Source organism: Pseudomonas graminis, assembly GCF_900111735.1.
In the GTDB taxonomy this organism is placed as follows: Bacteria; Pseudomonadota; Gammaproteobacteria; order Pseudomonadales; family Pseudomonadaceae; genus Aquipseudomonas; species Aquipseudomonas graminis.
On the sequence record NZ_FOHW01000044.1, the window covers coordinates 1 to 15901 of the forward strand.

Here is a 15901-nt window from a genome sequence, read left to right on the forward strand (position 1 = left end):
TGGGACCGGCTTTAGCCGGGAAGGCGTCAGATGTCTCACCGCAAAATTGATGGCGTACGCACTGGCCCCTTCCCGGCTGAAGCCGGTCCCACTAACAGCATGCGTCCTGCCGCAAAAATGATGGGGTTTGCACTGGCGCTTCCCGGCTGAAGCCGGTCCTACTAAATGCAGGGCGCGCACTCAGTGGGACCGGCAAAAACTTTAGTGGTAAGCTCGCGCACCATGAATATCTATAGCTCCCGCCCTGTTGTCCTCTGTCTCTCCGGCCACGATCCCAGTGGCGGCGCCGGCTTGCAGGCAGATATCGAAGCCCTGCTCGCCCAGGGTTGCCACGCGGCTCCCGCCGTCACCGCCCTGACCATTCAGGACACCGTGAACGTCACTGACTTTCGCGTGCTGGATCGCGAGTGGGTGCTGGCGCAAGCCAATGCCGTGCTCAACGATTCCACCGTCGCAGCAGTGAAGCTGGGCATGCTGGGTTCGCTGGAGATGGTCGACACCGTCGTCGAACTGCTGGCGGCACATCCGCATCTGCCGATGGTCTGCGATCCGGTATTGCGCGCCGGTGGCGGCGGGCGTCTGGGCAAGGACGAAGTGGGTTACGCGATGCGCGAGCGTCTGCTCCCGCTGGCCACCATCGCCACGCCAAACCTGCCGGAAGCGCGCATTCTGGCGGAGCTCCCTGAGGGCACCGCCGACGAGTGCGCCGAGAAGCTGCTGCCGTTCTGTGAGCACTTGCTGATCACCGGCGGCCATGGCGATGAGCACGAAGTTCACAACCGCCTGTACATCCGCGGCGGTCAGTCACGCACCTTTACCTGTCAGCGTCTGCCGGGCAGCTATCACGGCTCCGGCTGCACACTGGCCAGCGCACTGGCGGGCAGACTGGCCCAAGGTCAGGACCTGATCGGTGCTGTGCAAATGGCGCTGGACTACACTTGGCGCACGCTGCGCGATGCCGAACAGCTGGGCCGGGGACAATTTGTTCCGCGCCGCCTGCCGCTGGATTTCTGCTCGTAACGCCACGAAAAAGAGGCACCTTGATGAGATTACGTGGCTTGTATGCCGTGACCGACAGCCAGCTGTTGGCCGGCAAATTCCTGTCTTACGTCGAAGCCGCCCTCGATGGCGGCGTGACCCTGCTGCAATACCGCGACAAATCCGGCGACGAGACCCGCCGCCTGCGCGAGGCCTCGGCGCTGCTCAAACTGTGCGAGCGCTACAAGACCCGCCTGATCATCAACGACGACGCCGAAGTGGCCGCGCGCCTGGGCGTTGGCGTGCATCTGGGGCAAACCGACGGCTCGCTGCCGGACGCCCGCGCCCTGCTCGGTCACAAAGCCATTGTCGGTGCGACCTGCCACGCGCAGCTGGAGCTGGCCGACAAGGCCAAGACCGACGGCGCCTCTTATGTCGCCTTCGGACGCTTCTTCAATTCCCAGACCAAACCCGGCGCACCGACCTGCAGCCTCGACCTGCTCAGCCAGGCGCGCAAACGCATCAAGCTGCCGATTGCGGTGATCGGCGGCATCACCCTGGAAAACGCCGCGCCGCTGGTGGCCCATGGCGCCGATCTGCTGGCCGTCGTGCACGGGCTCTTCGGCGCGGAAACCACCCAGGAAGTCACCCGCCGCGCCCGCGCCTTCAACGATTTGTTCAAGCCCGCCTGATTCTGAATCAGGCCGGTTACGCACTCATTCATTCCCGATTCAAACAGAGACCTCATCATGTCCCGTTCTGAAACCCTCTTCGCCAATGCCCAGAAACACATCCCCGGCGGTGTCAATTCGCCGGTCCGTGCGTTCAAAAGCGTCGGTGGCACGCCGTTGTTCTTCAAACACGCGGTCGGCGCTTACGTCACCGATGAAGACGACAAGCGTTACGTCGATTACGTCGGTTCGTGGGGCCCGATGATTCTGGGCCACAGCCACCCGGACGTGCTGGATGCCGTGCGCAAGCAGCTGGAACACGGCCTGTCCTACGGCGCACCGACCGCGATGGAAACCGAGATGGCCGATCTGGTCTGCTCGATCGTGCCGTCGATGGAGATGGTGCGCATGGTCAGCTCCGGCACCGAAGCGACCATGAGTGCGATCCGCCTGGCCCGAGGTTTTACCGGCCGGGACAGCATTATCAAATTCGAAGGCTGCTACCACGGCCACTCCGACAGCCTGCTGGTGAAAGCCGGTTCGGGCGCGCTGACCCTGGGCGTGCCGAGTTCGCCCGGCGTGCCGGCGGCCTTCGCCAAACACACGCTGACCCTGCCGTTCAACGACATCGACGCGGTCAAGGCGATGCTGGCTGACGTCGGCCAGGAAGTGGCGTGCATCATCGTCGAGCCTGTAGCCGGCAACATGAACTGCGTGCCGCCTGCGCCGGGTTTCCTGCAAGGCCTGCGCGAAGCCTGCGACGAGCACGGTGTGGTGCTGATTTTTGATGAAGTAATGACCGGTTTCCGCGTTGCCCTCGGCGGGGCGCAGGCTTACTACGGCGTTAAGCCGGACCTGAGCACGTTCGGCAAGATCATCGGCGGCGGCATGCCGGTCGGCTGTTTCGGCGGCAAGCGCGAGATCATGTCGCACATCGCGCCGCTGGGTCCGGTGTATCAGGCTGGCACGCTGTCGGGTAACCCGCTGGCGATGGCGGCGGGTCTGACCACCCTGCGCCTGATCAGCCGCCCGGGTTTCCACGACGAACTGAGTGCGTTCACCACGCGCCTGCTGGAAGGCCTGCAACAGCGCGCCGACGCTGCCGGCATCCCGTTCGTGACCACCCAGGCGGGCGGCATGTTTGGCCTGTACTTCAGCGACGCCAAAGAAATCGTCACCTTCCAGGATGTGATGACCAGCGACGCCAATCGCTTCAAGCAATTCTTCCACCTGATGCTGGAAGGCGGCGTGTACCTGGCGCCAAGCGCGTTCGAAGCCGGCTTCACCTCTATCGCCCACGGCGAGGCAGAGTTGCAGCAGACGCTGGACGCCGCAGAAAAGGCGTTCGTCCAGCTGAAGTAACGGGCAGACCGGGCGGAAGGGATTCCGCCCGGGCCTCGGCGCCGTCTGGTGTTACGACTGCTGCGCAGCCGATCGCGGGACAAGCCACGCTCCTACACCACAGTGTTTGCTGCGCTGCATCCGTATGCTGGGCAATGGAAGGTTTGTAGGAGCGTGGCTTGTCCCGCGATCTGGCGCGTAGCGGCAGCAAACGTGCATCAGCCAGCGTTTTCAGGAGCAGCCATGGCCCGAAAGCGTCATTATGCAGCGGCAAAACCTCCTGAATTCAGCGTTGTAAGGCCCGCGCAGCAGAAAATCAGTAAAGACTTTGTAAGGTTGCCCTCGCTTATTTCATAATGCGCAGCCAGCACGTTTAGCTGGACGGGCATGCCCGCACCTTTTTCAGAGGTAAGTCGACTTCCATGAATCGCACCGGCCGCACCCTTGCATTGGGCTGCCTGTTGCTTCTTCATCCCCTGCTGGCTAATGCAGGTGGCAACTCGTTGTTGATCCCAGCGGTGGGTCGTTGCACCCTCAATACCCAGCCAGACAACCTGCCAGCAGCGTTGTCCGCTTGTCAGCAGGCGGCTCAGGATGGGGATGCGCAGGCGCAATACGAGTTGGGGGAGTTCTATTACGAGGGCAAAAGTGCGCCACGTGACTTGCCCCAGGCACTCAACTACTTCGAAAAAGCTTCGTTGCAGGGGCACGCCCAGGCGCAGTACCAACTGGGCTTGATGTTCTTTCGTGGCGAAGGGGTGCAGGCCAATAACATTCAGGCGTATATCGTGCTGAAGATGGCCGCGGTCAACGGTTCGGAAGATGCGCTGGATCAGGCGGACGAAGTATCCGCGCAAATGAAGCGCGAAGATCTGGAAGTGGCCACACAGGTGCTCGGGCAGATCTTCCGCAAATACCTGGCGGAGCTGCAAACGGCCGAAGGACGCACACCGTTTGCGCCCTTCCCTGATGACAGCGCCAAGCCCTGACCTGGATTACTTGTCCGGCATCGGCATCGGAAACGGCATGACGTTGCCGGTGTGACGCGCTTCGGTGATCTTCGCTGTGCCCATCCGCTCGACTTCATCGATTCGCACAATGGAGTGCATCGGCACGAAGCTGCGCACCACACCATCGAACTGCGCCTTGAGCTTCTCTTCGCTGGGGTCGACCACGACGGTGGTGCGCTCGCCGAAGACGAATTCTTCTACTTCCAGGAAACCCCACAGATCACTCTGATAGATCTGTTTGGCGTACATCTCGAACACCTGTCCCTGGTTGAGAAAAATCACCTTGTAGATTGGAGCTTCGCGTTTGGTCATAACAGGCAGGCAGTGGTCAGCGTTTTGAAAAGGGCGCGAACTATAGCATGCCGCTGGTTAGACGACGCTAGGAAGCCGGGGCCCGCATCCCTATAATGCGCGGTTCTTTGAATCACCTGATGAACCCCCGCATGGCCAAGAAGCTTTACATCGAAACCCACGGTTGCCAGATGAACGAGTACGACAGCTCGCGCATGGTAGATCTGCTGGGCGAACATCAAGCACTGGAAGTCACGGCACGGGCGGAAGACGCTGACGTCATCCTGCTCAACACCTGTTCGATCCGCGAGCGGGCGCAGGACCGGGTGTACTCCCAGCTTGGCCGCTGGCGCGAATTGAAGCTGGCAAACCCTGAGATGGTCATCGCCGTCGGTGGCTGCGTGGCGAGTCAGGAAGGCGCGGCCATCCGCGACCGCGCGCCTTACGTCGACGTGGTGTTCGGCCCCCAGACGCTGCACCGTCTGCCGGAAATGATCGACGCGGCCCGCATCACGCGCCTGCCACAGGTCGACGTCTCGTTCCCCGAAATCGAAAAATTCGACCACTTGCCCGAGCCCCGTGTCGATGGGCCGAGCGCTTATGTGTCGGTCATGGAAGGCTGCAGCAAGTACTGCACGTTCTGCGTGGTGCCTTACACCCGCGGGGAAGAAGTCAGCCGGCCGTTCGACGACGTCATTAACGAGGTGCTTCATCTGGCCGAGAACGGCGTGCGTGAAGTGACCCTGCTGGGCCAGAACGTCAACGGCTATCGCGGCACGACCCACGACGGGCGCCTCGCTGACCTGGCCGAACTGATCCGCGTGGTTGCCGCCATCGACGGCATCGACCGTATTCGCTACACCACCTCGCACCCGCTGGAATTCTCCGACAGCCTCATTCAGGCTCACGCCGAAGTGCCGGAGCTGGTAAAGCATCTGCATTTGCCCGTGCAATCAGGTTCCGACCGGATTCTCGCGGCGATGAAACGCAATCACACGGTGCTCGAATACAAGTCACGCCTGCGCAAGCTGCGTGCGGCGGTGCCGGACATCTGCATCAGCTCCGACTTCATCGTCGGCTTCCCGGGCGAAACCGAGAAGGATCACCTGCAAACCATGAAGCTGGTGGAAGACGTGGGCATGGATTTCTCCTACTCCTTCGTTTACAGCGCACGTCCCGGCACACCCGCGGCCGATCTGGCCGACGACACGTCCGATGAAGTGAAGAAAGAACGCCTCAAGCAGCTCCAGGACCTGATCAACCGTCAGGGCCTGGACATCAGCCGCAAGATGGCCGGCACCGTGCAGCGCATTCTGGTCACCGACTATTCGAAGAAGGACCCCGGCGAATTGCAGGGCCGTACCGAGAACAACCGGATCGTCAATTTCCGCTGCGACAACCCCCGGCTGATCGGCCAGTTCACTGACGTCTACATCGACAGCGCCCAACCCCACTCGCTGCGCGGGTCGTTGTTGCAATAAGCCAAAGCGCCCCAATGTAGTCGCCACGCATGTTTTTTTGTGTGCAGGCCCGGGCGTTGAATCAGGGGCCGGACAGCCGCCATACGTCGGCTGCACCGGCGCGCGATTCGCTTGGCGGGCCCGGCGGGCTGTCTGTTAGAGCGTGTCCTGCCGGGCGTCTGCGCAGCTCATTTATCCATTAGTGAGCGAACCCTTCCGGACACTGCCTGCAGGGGTTATCCTTCACGTCACTTCACATTGCCGTCGGGCGGCCCAAAACCACTTTGAACGCACCTATCGAACCACATCGCTTTACCCTCGAACCTATCGAGGCTCACCGCTTCGCCAATCTGTGCGGGCAATTCGACGAGCATTTGCGCTTGATCGAACAGCGCCTGGACATCGAGATCCGCAATCGCGGAGGCCAGTTCGAGATGATCGGCGAGCGCAAACAAACCACCTCGGCAGAGAACCTGCTGCGCCGGCTGTATCGGGAAACGAAAGCGACCGAGCTGTCACCGGACATGGTCCATCTGTTCCTGCAGGAATCCGGCGTCGAAGAGCTGGACAACCACCCTGCTGCCGAAGTCGGCGTCGCTCTGCGTACCAAGAAAGGCATGATTCGCCCGCGCGGCTTGAATCAGCAGCGGTACGTAAAGGAAATCCTCGCCAACGATATCAACTTCGGCATCGGTCCGGCCGGTACCGGCAAGACCTATCTGGCGGTGGCCGCTGCGGTGGATGCGCTTGAGCGCGAGACCATTCGCCGCATCCTGCTGGTGCGTCCTGCCGTAGAAGCGGGCGAGAAGCTCGGCTTCCTGCCCGGCGACCTGTCCCAGAAAATCGACCCGTACCTGCGCCCGCTGTATGACGCGCTGTACGAAATGCTCGGCTTCGAATACGTCGCCAAGCTGATCGAGAAGCAGGTGATCGAAGTCGCGCCGCTGGCCTACATGCGTGGTCGTACCCTTAATAACAGCTTCATCATTCTCGACGAGAGTCAGAACACTACCGTCGAGCAGATGAAAATGTTCCTGACCCGTATCGGCTTCGGCTCCACGGCCGTGATCACCGGTGACGTCACCCAGATCGACTTGCCCAAGGGCACGAAATCCGGTCTGAACCACGTCATCGACGTGCTCAAGGACGTGCCGGGCATCAGCTTCACCCACTTCAAGCCCAAGGACGTCGTGCGCCATCCGCTGGTGCAGCGCATCGTCGAAGCGTACGAACGCTACGAGGAACGCAGCGACACTCCGGCCGCCCCCCAGGGTTCACGGGACAATCACCGCGATGCTTGAGCTGGATCTGCAACTCGCGAGTCAGGCCAGCGCCCCGAGCGAAGCCCAATTCCGCCTCTGGTGTGAAATGGGCCTGCGCCAGCGTTCGGCCGACTCGGAACTGACCATTCGCCTCGTCGACGAAGCCGAAGGCCGAGAGCTGAACAACACGTGGAGGCACAAGGATTACGCCACCAACGTGCTGTCGTTTCCTGCCGACGTCCCCGACGAGATGCTGGATATTCCGCTGCTGGGCGATCTGGTCATCTGCGTGCCTGTGGTCACCCGTGAAGCCGCTGAACAGGGCAAGTCACTGGATGCCCATTGGGCGCATCTGGTCATTCACGGCTGTCTGCATTTGTTGGGCTACGATCACATCGATGACGACGAAGCCGAAGAGATGGAAGCGCTGGAACGGGAGTTGCTTGCAGAGCTTGGCTATCCGGATCCTTACGCAGACGACGAATCTGTCGACGCTCTCCATCCAGAAGCGGCCAATTCCGACACACCCCATTCAGAAACATCAGCCAAGGATCACGAGTAAGGGCTATGAGCGAAGACCGATCGAGCAACGGGCAAAAGTCATGGTTGGGCAAACTGACCCAGGCATTTGCCCATGAGCCGAAAAACCGCCAGGAGCTGCTGGAGCTGCTGCGCGAAGCCCATCAGAACAAGCTGCTGGACAGTGAAGCGCTGGCCATCGTAGAAGGCGCCATTCAGGTCGCCGACCTGCAGGTGCGCGACATCATGGTGCCGCGTTCGCAGATGATCAGCATCAAGGCCAGCCAGACCCCACGCGAATTTCTGCCGGCCGTTATCGACTCGGCGCACTCGCGCTACCCGGTCATCGGCGAAAGCCACGATGACGTGCTGGGCGTATTGCTCGCGAAGGACCTGCTGCCGCTTATTCTCAAGGAAGACGGTGGCAGCGGCGACGTGAAAAGCCTGCTGCGTCCGGCGACCTTCGTCCCTGAATCCAAACGCCTGAACGTGCTGTTGCGGGAATTCCGCGCCAACCACAATCACATGGCCATCGTCATTGACGAATACGGCGGCGTGGCGGGGCTGGTGACCATCGAAGACGTGCTCGAGCAAATCGTCGGCGACATCGAAGATGAGCACGATGTCGAGGAAGACAGCTACATCAAGCCGCTGCCCAGTGGCGACTTTCTGGTCAAGGCGCTGACCCCGATCGAGAGCTTCAACGAGTTCTTCGACAGCGGGTTCTCCGATGACGAATTCGACACCGTCGGCGGTCTGGTGATGAACGCGTTCGGGCATCTGCCCAAGCGTAATGAAATCACCGAAATCGGCGCGTACCGTTTCCGCATCCTGAATGCCGACAGCCGTCGTATTCACTTGCTGCGCCTGAGCCCGATCAACCGCACGTAAACGCCCTACCCGTTTTAAGGAATGTAAATGCGCTGGATCACCCGCCCCGGCTGGCCCGGTAACCTGCTGGCCATGGTGGCCGGCGCGTTGATTACCCTGGCCCTGGCACCGTTCGATATCTGGCCGCTGGCGATCCTCGCGCTGGTGGTTTTCTATCTCGGTCTGCGCGACCTCACACCGCGCCAAGCCCTCTGGCGCGGGTGGTCATACGGGTTTGGCCTATTTGGCGGCGGTACCAGCTGGATTTACGTCAGCATCCACACCTATGGCGAGGCGCCGGTCTGGCTGGCGGCTTTCCTGATGGTGTTGTTCTGCGCGGCGGTGGCGTTTTTCTTCGCCCTGCCGGCGTGGATCTGGGCCCGCTGGATCCGCCGTAACGAAGCGCCGCTGGCCGATTCACTGGCCTTTGCCGCTTTGTGGTTTGGCCAGGAGATGTTTCGCGGCTGGTTCCTCACCGGTTTCCCCTGGCTCTATTCCGGCTACAGCCAACTCGACGGGCCGCTCAAAGGGCTCGCTCCGCTGGGCGGCATGTGGCTGATCTCTTTTGTGCTCGCGCTGAGTGCCGCGTTGCTGTGCAACCTGCCTCGTTTACGCACACGCGCGCCAAGGTTGGCGGCAGGCATTGTGTTGCTGATGGCGCCGTGGGTTGCCGGGCTGGCGCTGAAACATCACGCCTGGACCGAGCCTTCCGGCAAGCCGCTGACCGTCGCGGCCATGCAGGGCAACGTCGAGCAGAGCATGAAGTGGGACCCGGCGGCGCTCAACGCGCAACTCGCGCTGTACCGCGACATGACGTTCACCTCGAAAAAAGCTGACCTGATCATCTGGCCGGAAACGGCGGTGCCGGTGCTCAAGGAGTCGGTCGAAGGCTACCTGTCGATGATGGGCAAGTTTGCGGCCGAGCGCGATTCGGCCCTGATCACCGGCGTGCCGCTGCGTGAGAAAGGCACTCACGGGGAATACCGTTACTACAACGCCATCACCGTAACGGGCGAAGGCGATGGCACTTATCTGAAGCAGAAGCTGGTGCCGTTTGGTGAGTACGTGCCGTTGCAGGATCTGTTGCGTGGGCTGATTTCCTTTTTCAACCTGCCGATGTCCGATTTCGCGCGCGGGCCGTCAGGACAATCGCTGTTGCAGGCGAAGGGTTATGAGATCGCGCCGTTCATTTGTTATGAAGTGGTGTATCCGGAGTTCGCCGCAGGGCTTTCCGCGCAAAGCGATTTGCTGCTGACGGTGAGCAATGACACATGGTTCGGCACCTCGATCGGCCCGCTGCAGCACTTGCAGATGGCGCAGATGCGCGCACTGGAAGCCGGGCGCTGGATGATCCGCGCCACCAACAACGGCGTCAGCGCGCTGATCGACCCGTTCGGCGAAATCACCACCACCGTGCCGCAGTTCGAGCGCGCCGTGATGTACGGCGAAGTCACCCCAATGCAAAACCTCACGCCGTACCTGCACTGGCGCTCGTGGCCGTTGATCGTGCTGTCCCTGCTGTTGATAGGCTGGGCGTTCTTTGCGGGCAGGATGGCGAAAGCATTGTGATACCTCGAGCGCAGCCAGCTACGCTGACTGCGCTCGGTCCCACAGTCGGCCTGCACCAGCCTGACTGAATGCACGCCGACCACTAGTGGGACCGGCTTCAGCCGGAAAGAGGCCCGCATGAACACCATCAAATATGCGGTGTGACACTCGACGCCTTCCCGGCTAAAGCCGGTCCCACCATTTTGAACCGCATCCAACCCCGCTGACTGCGCTCGGCCCCTCAATTGGGCAGCTCCAGCCTGACTGGATGCATGCAGTCTCACAATTGAGCTGCACCAGCCTGACTGACGCACGCGGACTATTAGTGGGACCGGCTTCAGCCGGGAAGAGGCCCGCATCAACACCATCAAATATGCGGTGTGACACCTGACGCCTTCCCGGCTAAAGCCGGTCCCACTAAGAGCACTCGGTGTGTCAGTGGGACAGCTAAAGGCAGTCCCACTCAAGCATCCATTCGCAGTCCCACAGTGGATAGTCTCCCGGGCGCATCACTAACCCTGCCCGGATTGGGTTGTTGATGACATAGCGAGCCATTTCAACGAGGTCCTCATCGGACCTGACCCCATGATCGTGATAACCCTTCTGCCATGTCATTTTCTTTGCACCATGTGCCTTGTTCACTGCGAATGAGGTTCTGCCCTTCAGAGTTTGCATGAGCGCAGGTAGCGATCCTGACTTGAGTTCAAAAAGCCAATGCAGATGATCAGGCATGACCACCCAGGCCAATGAGTGCGCGACGCCTGAGTCGTGCAGACGTTTCATCTCCTTAACCACCAGGCGACCGGTCTGAACATCACTGAATAGAGGGCTGCGATCCTTTACTACAGAGGTAACGAGATAGACGTTTCCCTGTTGGGAATATCGACCGATACGCAAAGACCGTTCATGTTTGCTTCCATGCATTTCGCCGCTCTCCCTCGCTGTGAACGCGAACAGTAAAAGCAGTGAACCGCTTTACCTATAGCGACTGGGTATCGAGAGATTTCTGGTAAATGAGGACGTCCTAGGGAAGAGGCTAGTTTGGGGACCATCAGATTTGCGGTGTGACACACGACGCCTTCCCGGCTAAAGCCGGTCCCACAATTAAATCGCAGCCAGTCCCGCTGACTTAGTCAGGTCCCACCATTGAGCAGCACCCGCCTGACTGAATGCACGCGGACCATTAGTGGGACCGGCTTCAGCCGGGAAGAGGCCATCATGAACACCATCACATTTGCGGTGTGACACCTGACGCTTTCCCGGCTAAAGCCGGTCCCACAATTTAAACCGCAGCAGATCGCGCTGACTTAGTCAGGTCCCACCATTGAGCAGCACCCGCCCGACTGAATGCACGCGGACCATTAGTGGGACCGGCTTCAGCCGGGAAGAGGCCCTTTTGAACACCATCAGATATGCGGTGTGACACCCGACGCTTTCCCGGCTGAAGCCGGTCCCACTATAAAACCGCAGCCAGTCCCACTTGCTGCATACGACCCTACAATTGGGCAGCACCGGTCTGACTGGATGCATGCAGTCTCACAATTGAGTTGCTCCAGCCTGACTGAACGCATGCGGTCTATTAGTGGGACCGGCTTCAGCCGGGAAGAGGCCATCATGAACACCATCAGATTTGCGGTGTGACACCTGACGCCTTCCCGGCTAAAGCCGGTCCCACTAACAGCGCGCGCGGTGTCAGGGGGTACGCGCGTTGACAGCGGGTCCCGAAGCCTGCTGCTCAGGTCATCGATAAAACAACCGATACCCCACCAGCCCCGCCGCTTCATTGATCAATTGCCCGTTCTGCCACACTGCCCTCGCCTCCGGCGTCCAGCCACCGAACGGGCGGGCGTTGTCTACGCTCAGGAATCCCACTGGCGCCGGAACAACGCTGAACCCGGCCTTCTCAAAACTCCAGACCGAACGCGGCATGTGCCAGGCCTGGGTCACCACAACCACGCGCTTGATGCCCTGGGGCAACAAGATCGCGGCTGTCATGTTGGCGTTCTCCCAGGTCGTGCGGCTTTCACCTTCCTGCCAACGGACATTCACACCAAAATCGGCGCGCAGGGAGTCAGCCATGATCGCCGCCTCGCTGGGTGGCTCGCCGTAATGCAGCCCGCCCGTTGTGAGGATCGGCAGACCCGACGCTTTCGACAAACGCGCGGCATACCTCATGCGCTCCAGCGCAACGCCCGTGGGAATATCAGTGCCCCAGCTCGGGTCATTGCGTTCGCGGCCGGAACCGAGAATTACGATGGCATCGGCACGCTGGGCCAACGTCGCCCACTCGCTTTGCGGCAGCGGCGGGATACTTTCGATGCCCCTCGCCGACCACTCCACCACGATCGGCAGACTCATCGCCGTCATGCCGCCAACGCCGATCACAAACAGCACCCGCGCCAACACCGGCCGGCGATTTCTCAACCACCAGGCCAGCACGAGTAACAACAGGAAAAGGCCCGGAGGCAGCAGCAGGTTTTTGATGAAATAACGAAAGGGCATCGGGCATCTCCAAAGATGCCCGAAGCCTAGAAGCAATGACGCTAAGCAGCAATGCTCGATTGGCCGGGGTCAGCCCCCGCAGAAGTTAACGCTTGAAATGTTTGGTGGAACTGTAGCGACTCAACTTTGCCGACACCTTGGCTCGGCGCTGATCCTTGAGCCAGATGACATTGGCTTGGGGATGCGGCGCTCGCATCGACTCGGAAGGCTCCCGTGAGGTGCTGGAACGTCCCCTCGTGACGATCGGAGAATCTTCTTTGAAAACGACTTCGGTTCTACCCAGATAGGCCTCGATCAACTGAAACTCGGCGTGACTCAAACCACGCAGTTCAAGCTCGGCAGGTGACTCGTTTCGAAGTCGCACCGCTGTTTTTGCTGTGTCCAGAGCCAGGCCCAGACGATCGATCAGACGGTCATACACATCAGGTTGCTCTACTTCATGCTGCAGCTCTGCCATCCGCTCACCTCACTGAAGATAAACACTTACCCCCGTCAGTGAGCTTAGCGCCACTGCAAAAACCGGCGCGATGCCGCGACCAACGGCGGATGCCGCAGATGCCGAGTCTTGAGCACGCAATCAGGGTTTCCCTCGGCTTGGTAGCCTCATGTATGCTACGGCGCTTCCTGTAAATCCACTTCCGCCCAACCGGGCATGGATGCATCGCAATGCAGACGGCCTCGTCTGGCATGCGAAGGCCTCCTGATCCGGTCACGCCGAGAAGCGGTCAAGGGTCACTCATTTCAGCCAAAAGTAGCCATGCACGAACTCTACCAGCCCCGCGAAATCGAAGCCGCCGCCCAGACCTTCTGGGACGAGCAAAAGTCTTTTGAAGTCAGTGAACAGCCAGGCAAGGACACCTTCTACTGCCTGTCGATGTTCCCTTACCCCAGCGGCAAGCTACACATGGGTCACGTGCGCAACTACACCATCGGCGACGTGATCGCCCGCTATCAGCGCATGCAAGGCAAAAACGTGCTGCAGCCAATGGGCTGGGACGCGTTCGGCATGCCGGCGGAAAACGCCGCGATGAAGAACAACGTCGCCCCCGCCAAGTGGACCTACGAAAACATCGCCTACATGAAGAACCAGCTCAAGAGCCTGGGTCTGGCGATCGACTGGTCCCGCGAAATCACCACCTGCAAACCCGATTACTACCGCTGGGAACAATGGCTGTTCACTCGCCTGTTCGAAAAAGGCGTGATCTACCGCAAGAACGGCACCGTGAACTGGGACCCGGTCGACCAGACCGTTCTGGCCAACGAGCAAGTCATCGACGGGCGCGGCTGGCGTTCGGGCGCGGTGATCGAAAAGCGCGAAATTCCGATGTACTACTTCAAGATCACCGCCTACGCGGATGAGCTGCTGGAGAGCCTCGACGAGTTGCCGGGCTGGCCTGAACAGGTCAAGACCATGCAGCGCAACTGGATCGGCAAATCCCGTGGCATGGAAGTGCAGTTCCCGTACGACCAGGCGTCCATCGGCGAAGCCGGCACCCTGAAAGTCTTTACCACTCGCCCCGACACGCTGATGGGCGCGACCTACGTCGCCGTTGCCGCCGAGCACCCGCTGGCAACCCTGGCTGCGCAGAACAATCCCGAACTGCAAGCGTTCATCAACGAATGCAAAAGCGGCAGCGTGGCCGAAGCCGACGTGGCCACCCAGGAAAAGAAAGGCCTGCCGACCTCGCTGTTCGTCGAGCACCCGCTGACCGGCGAGAAGCTGCCGGTGTGGGTCGCCAACTACGTGCTGATGCATTACGGCGACGGCGCGGTCATGGCCGTTCCTGCACACGACGAACGTGATTTCGAGTTCGCCACCAAGTACAGCCTGCCGATCAAAGCCGTTGTACGCACCAGCGCGGGCGATGAAACCCCTGCGCCCTGGCAGGACGCGTACGGCGAGCACGGCCAACTGATCAACTCCGGCGAGTTCGACGGGCTGGATTTCGCGGGTGCTTTCGATGCGATGGAAGCCGCGCTGCTCAAGAAAGAACTGGGCAACTCACGCACCCAGTTCCGTCTGCGCGACTGGGGCATCAGCCGCCAGCGCTACTGGGGCTGCCCGATCCCGATCATCCACTGCGACACGTGCGGCGACGTGCCTGTCCCGGAAGATCAACTGCCGGTCAAGCTGCCTGAAGACGTGGTACCGGACGGCGCGGGCTCACCGCTGGCGCGCATGCCCGAGTTCTACGAATGCAGCTGCCCGACCTGCGGCGCACCGGCCAAGCGCGAAACCGACACCATGGACACCTTCGTCGAGTCCTCGTGGTATTTCGCCCGCTATGCCTCGCCTCACTACGAAGGCGGCATGGTCGACCCGAAAGCCGCGAATCACTGGCTGCCGGTTGATCAGTACATCGGCGGTATCGAACACGCGATCCTGCACCTGCTGTACGCGCGCTTCTTCCACAAGCTGATGCGCGACGAAGGCCTGGTGAGCTCCAACGAGCCGTTCAAGAACCTGTTGACCCAAGGCATGGTCGTGGCCGAGACGTTCTATCGTCTGGAAGCCAACGGCAGCAAAACCTGGTTCAACCCGGCGGACGTCGAGTTCGAGCGGGACAGCAAAGCCAAGATCATCGGCGCCAAACTGATTGCCGATGGCCAGCCGGTTGAAATCGGCGGCATCGAAAAGATGGCGAAATCGAAGAACAACGGCGTCGACCCTCAGTCGATGATCGACCAGTACGGCGCAGACACCTGCCGCCTGTTCATGATGTTCGCCTCGCCGCCTGACATGAGCCTGGAATGGTCTGACTCCGGCGTCGAAGGCTCGCACCGCTTCCTCAAGCGCGTCTGGCGCCTGGCTCAGGCCCACGTGACGGCGGGCGCTGCAAGCGCTCTGGACAAAACCGCGCTGAACGACGACCAGAAGGCCATTCGCCGCTCGATCCACCTGGCTATCAAGCAGGCCGGTCAGGACGTCGGGCAGCATCACAAATTCAACACCGCCATCGCACAAGTGATGACGCTGATGAACGTGCTGGAAAAAGCACCGCAGGTTTCGGCCCAGGACCGCGCGCTGTTGCAGGAAGGTCTGGAGACGGTCGCGCTGCTGCTGGCCCCGATCACCCCGCACATCAGCCACGAACTGTGGGCTGCACTCGGCCACTCCGGCCCGATCATCGACGCCGGCTGGCCTGTGGTCGATGACTCGGCACTGGTGCAGGACACGTTGCAGCTGGTGATTCAGGTCAACGGCAAACTGCGTGGTCACATCGAGATGCCCGCCAGCGCCACCCGCGAGGAAGTCGAGGCAGCTGCACGGATCAACGAAAACGTCCTGCGTTTCATCGACGGTCTGACGATCCGCAAGGTCATCGTAGTGCCGGGCAAACTGGTTAATATCGTCGCCAGCTAACGCAATCATCGGGCGCCTGCAGGCAGGCGCCGCATCAATTTCAAGAACCCGGGATGCCGGGTTCTAACGGATTCAAGGGAGCAAC

General features: G+C 60.8%; 14 protein-coding genes. 10 read left to right on the plus strand and 4 right to left on the minus strand.

Features of this window, described 5'->3' with window-relative positions:
* The first annotated feature begins 222 nt into the window (after positions 1-222).
* From BMY98_RS23070 to BMY98_RS23085, 4 genes are all read left to right on the plus strand, one after another.
* Entirely contained in the window at positions 223-1020 is a 798-nt protein-coding gene (locus tag BMY98_RS23070) for a hydroxymethylpyrimidine/phosphomethylpyrimidine kinase (RefSeq protein WP_074892694.1), read from the plus strand.
* 23 nt (positions 1021-1043) lie between these two features.
* A complete protein-coding gene (thiE, locus tag BMY98_RS23075; protein WP_074892695.1) occupies positions 1044-1670 on the plus strand; it encodes a thiamine phosphate synthase in 627 nt (208 codons plus the stop codon).
* 57 nt (positions 1671-1727) lie between these two features.
* Positions 1728-3011: a glutamate-1-semialdehyde 2,1-aminomutase gene (hemL, locus tag BMY98_RS23080; protein ID WP_074892696.1), complete on the plus strand. Its 1284-nt coding sequence runs from the start codon at positions 1728-1730 to the stop codon at positions 3009-3011.
* Positions 3012-3412: 401 nt separating this feature from the next.
* Positions 3413-3979 (plus strand): tetratricopeptide repeat protein, encoded by a 567-nt coding sequence (locus tag BMY98_RS23085; protein WP_074892697.1) that lies wholly within the window; start codon positions 3413-3415, stop codon positions 3977-3979.
* Between the two features lie 6 nt (positions 3980-3985).
* On the opposite strand, the gene BMY98_RS23090 is transcribed toward BMY98_RS23085, so the two are convergent.
* Positions 3986-4312, minus strand: a complete 327-nt coding sequence (locus tag BMY98_RS23090; RefSeq protein WP_065988358.1) for a DUF1820 family protein — start codon at positions 4310-4312, stop codon at positions 3986-3988.
* Positions 4313-4443: 131 nt separating this feature from the next.
* Between BMY98_RS23090 and miaB the strand changes: the two genes are divergently transcribed.
* From miaB to lnt, 5 genes are all read left to right on the plus strand, one after another.
* Complete coding sequence (miaB, locus tag BMY98_RS23095; protein WP_175514207.1) at positions 4444-5772, plus strand: tRNA (N6-isopentenyl adenosine(37)-C2)-methylthiotransferase MiaB; 1329 nt, start codon at positions 4444-4446, stop codon at positions 5770-5772.
* A 263-nt stretch (positions 5773-6035) separates the two neighbouring features.
* Positions 6036-7052, plus strand: a complete 1017-nt coding sequence (locus BMY98_RS23100; RefSeq protein WP_074892699.1) for a PhoH family protein — start codon at positions 6036-6038, stop codon at positions 7050-7052.
* Positions 7045-7575: an rRNA maturation RNase YbeY gene (gene ybeY / locus BMY98_RS23105; RefSeq protein ID WP_074892700.1), complete on the plus strand. Its 531-nt coding sequence runs from the start codon at positions 7045-7047 to the stop codon at positions 7573-7575. The genes BMY98_RS23100 and ybeY overlap by 8 nt, the downstream gene beginning before the upstream one ends.
* A gap of 5 nt (positions 7576-7580) precedes the next feature.
* Entirely contained in the window at positions 7581-8423 is an 843-nt protein-coding gene (locus BMY98_RS23110; RefSeq protein ID WP_065988361.1) for a CorC family transporter, read from the plus strand.
* A 27-nt stretch (positions 8424-8450) separates the two neighbouring features.
* Positions 8451-9971 (plus strand): apolipoprotein N-acyltransferase, encoded by a 1521-nt coding sequence (gene lnt / locus BMY98_RS23115; protein WP_074892701.1) that lies wholly within the window; start codon positions 8451-8453, stop codon positions 9969-9971.
* Positions 9972-10397: 426 nt separating this feature from the next.
* On the opposite strand, the gene BMY98_RS23120 is transcribed toward lnt, so the two are convergent.
* From BMY98_RS23120 to BMY98_RS23130, 3 genes are all read right to left on the minus strand, one after another.
* Entirely contained in the window at positions 10398-10874 is a 477-nt protein-coding gene (locus BMY98_RS23120; protein ID WP_074892702.1) for an REP-associated tyrosine transposase, read from the minus strand.
* An 816-nt stretch (positions 10875-11690) separates the two neighbouring features.
* A complete protein-coding gene (locus tag BMY98_RS23125; RefSeq protein WP_074892703.1) occupies positions 11691-12452 on the minus strand; it encodes a YdcF family protein in 762 nt (253 codons plus the stop codon).
* A gap of 85 nt (positions 12453-12537) precedes the next feature.
* A complete protein-coding gene (locus BMY98_RS23130; RefSeq protein WP_074892704.1) occupies positions 12538-12909 on the minus strand; it encodes a hypothetical protein in 372 nt (123 codons plus the stop codon).
* Positions 12910-13209: 300 nt separating this feature from the next.
* Here BMY98_RS23130 and leuS point away from each other — a divergent pair, with 300 nt between their 5' ends.
* Positions 13210-15816: a leucine--tRNA ligase gene (gene leuS / locus BMY98_RS23135; protein ID WP_074892705.1), complete on the plus strand. Its 2607-nt coding sequence runs from the start codon at positions 13210-13212 to the stop codon at positions 15814-15816.
* Positions 15817-15901 lie beyond the last annotated feature (85 nt).

Coding starts and splice junctions, on each gene's coding strand:
- leuS (WP_074892705.1), top strand. CDS start 13,210: ATGCACGAACTCTACCAGCCCCGCGAAATCGAAGCCGCCGCCCAGACC.
- ybeY (WP_074892700.1), top strand. CDS start 7,045: ATGCTTGAGCTGGATCTGCAACTCGCGAGTCAGGCCAGCGCCCCGAGC.
- BMY98_RS23120 (WP_074892702.1), bottom strand. CDS start 10,874: ATGCATGGAAGCAAACATGAACGGTCTTTGCGTATCGGTCGATATTCC.
- hemL (WP_074892696.1), top strand. CDS start 1,728: ATGTCCCGTTCTGAAACCCTCTTCGCCAATGCCCAGAAACACATCCCC.
- BMY98_RS23070 (WP_074892694.1), top strand. CDS start 223: ATGAATATCTATAGCTCCCGCCCTGTTGTCCTCTGTCTCTCCGGCCAC.
- miaB (WP_175514207.1), top strand. CDS start 4,444: ATGGCCAAGAAGCTTTACATCGAAACCCACGGTTGCCAGATGAACGAG.
- BMY98_RS23110 (WP_065988361.1), top strand. CDS start 7,581: ATGAGCGAAGACCGATCGAGCAACGGGCAAAAGTCATGGTTGGGCAAA.
- BMY98_RS23125 (WP_074892703.1), bottom strand. CDS start 12,452: ATGCCCTTTCGTTATTTCATCAAAAACCTGCTGCTGCCTCCGGGCCTT.
- BMY98_RS23130 (WP_074892704.1), bottom strand. CDS start 12,909: ATGGCAGAGCTGCAGCATGAAGTAGAGCAACCTGATGTGTATGACCGT.
- lnt (WP_074892701.1), top strand. CDS start 8,451: ATGCGCTGGATCACCCGCCCCGGCTGGCCCGGTAACCTGCTGGCCATG.
- BMY98_RS23090 (WP_065988358.1), bottom strand. CDS start 4,312: ATGACCAAACGCGAAGCTCCAATCTACAAGGTGATTTTTCTCAACCAG.
- thiE (WP_074892695.1), top strand. CDS start 1,044: ATGAGATTACGTGGCTTGTATGCCGTGACCGACAGCCAGCTGTTGGCC.
- BMY98_RS23085 (WP_074892697.1), top strand. CDS start 3,413: ATGAATCGCACCGGCCGCACCCTTGCATTGGGCTGCCTGTTGCTTCTT.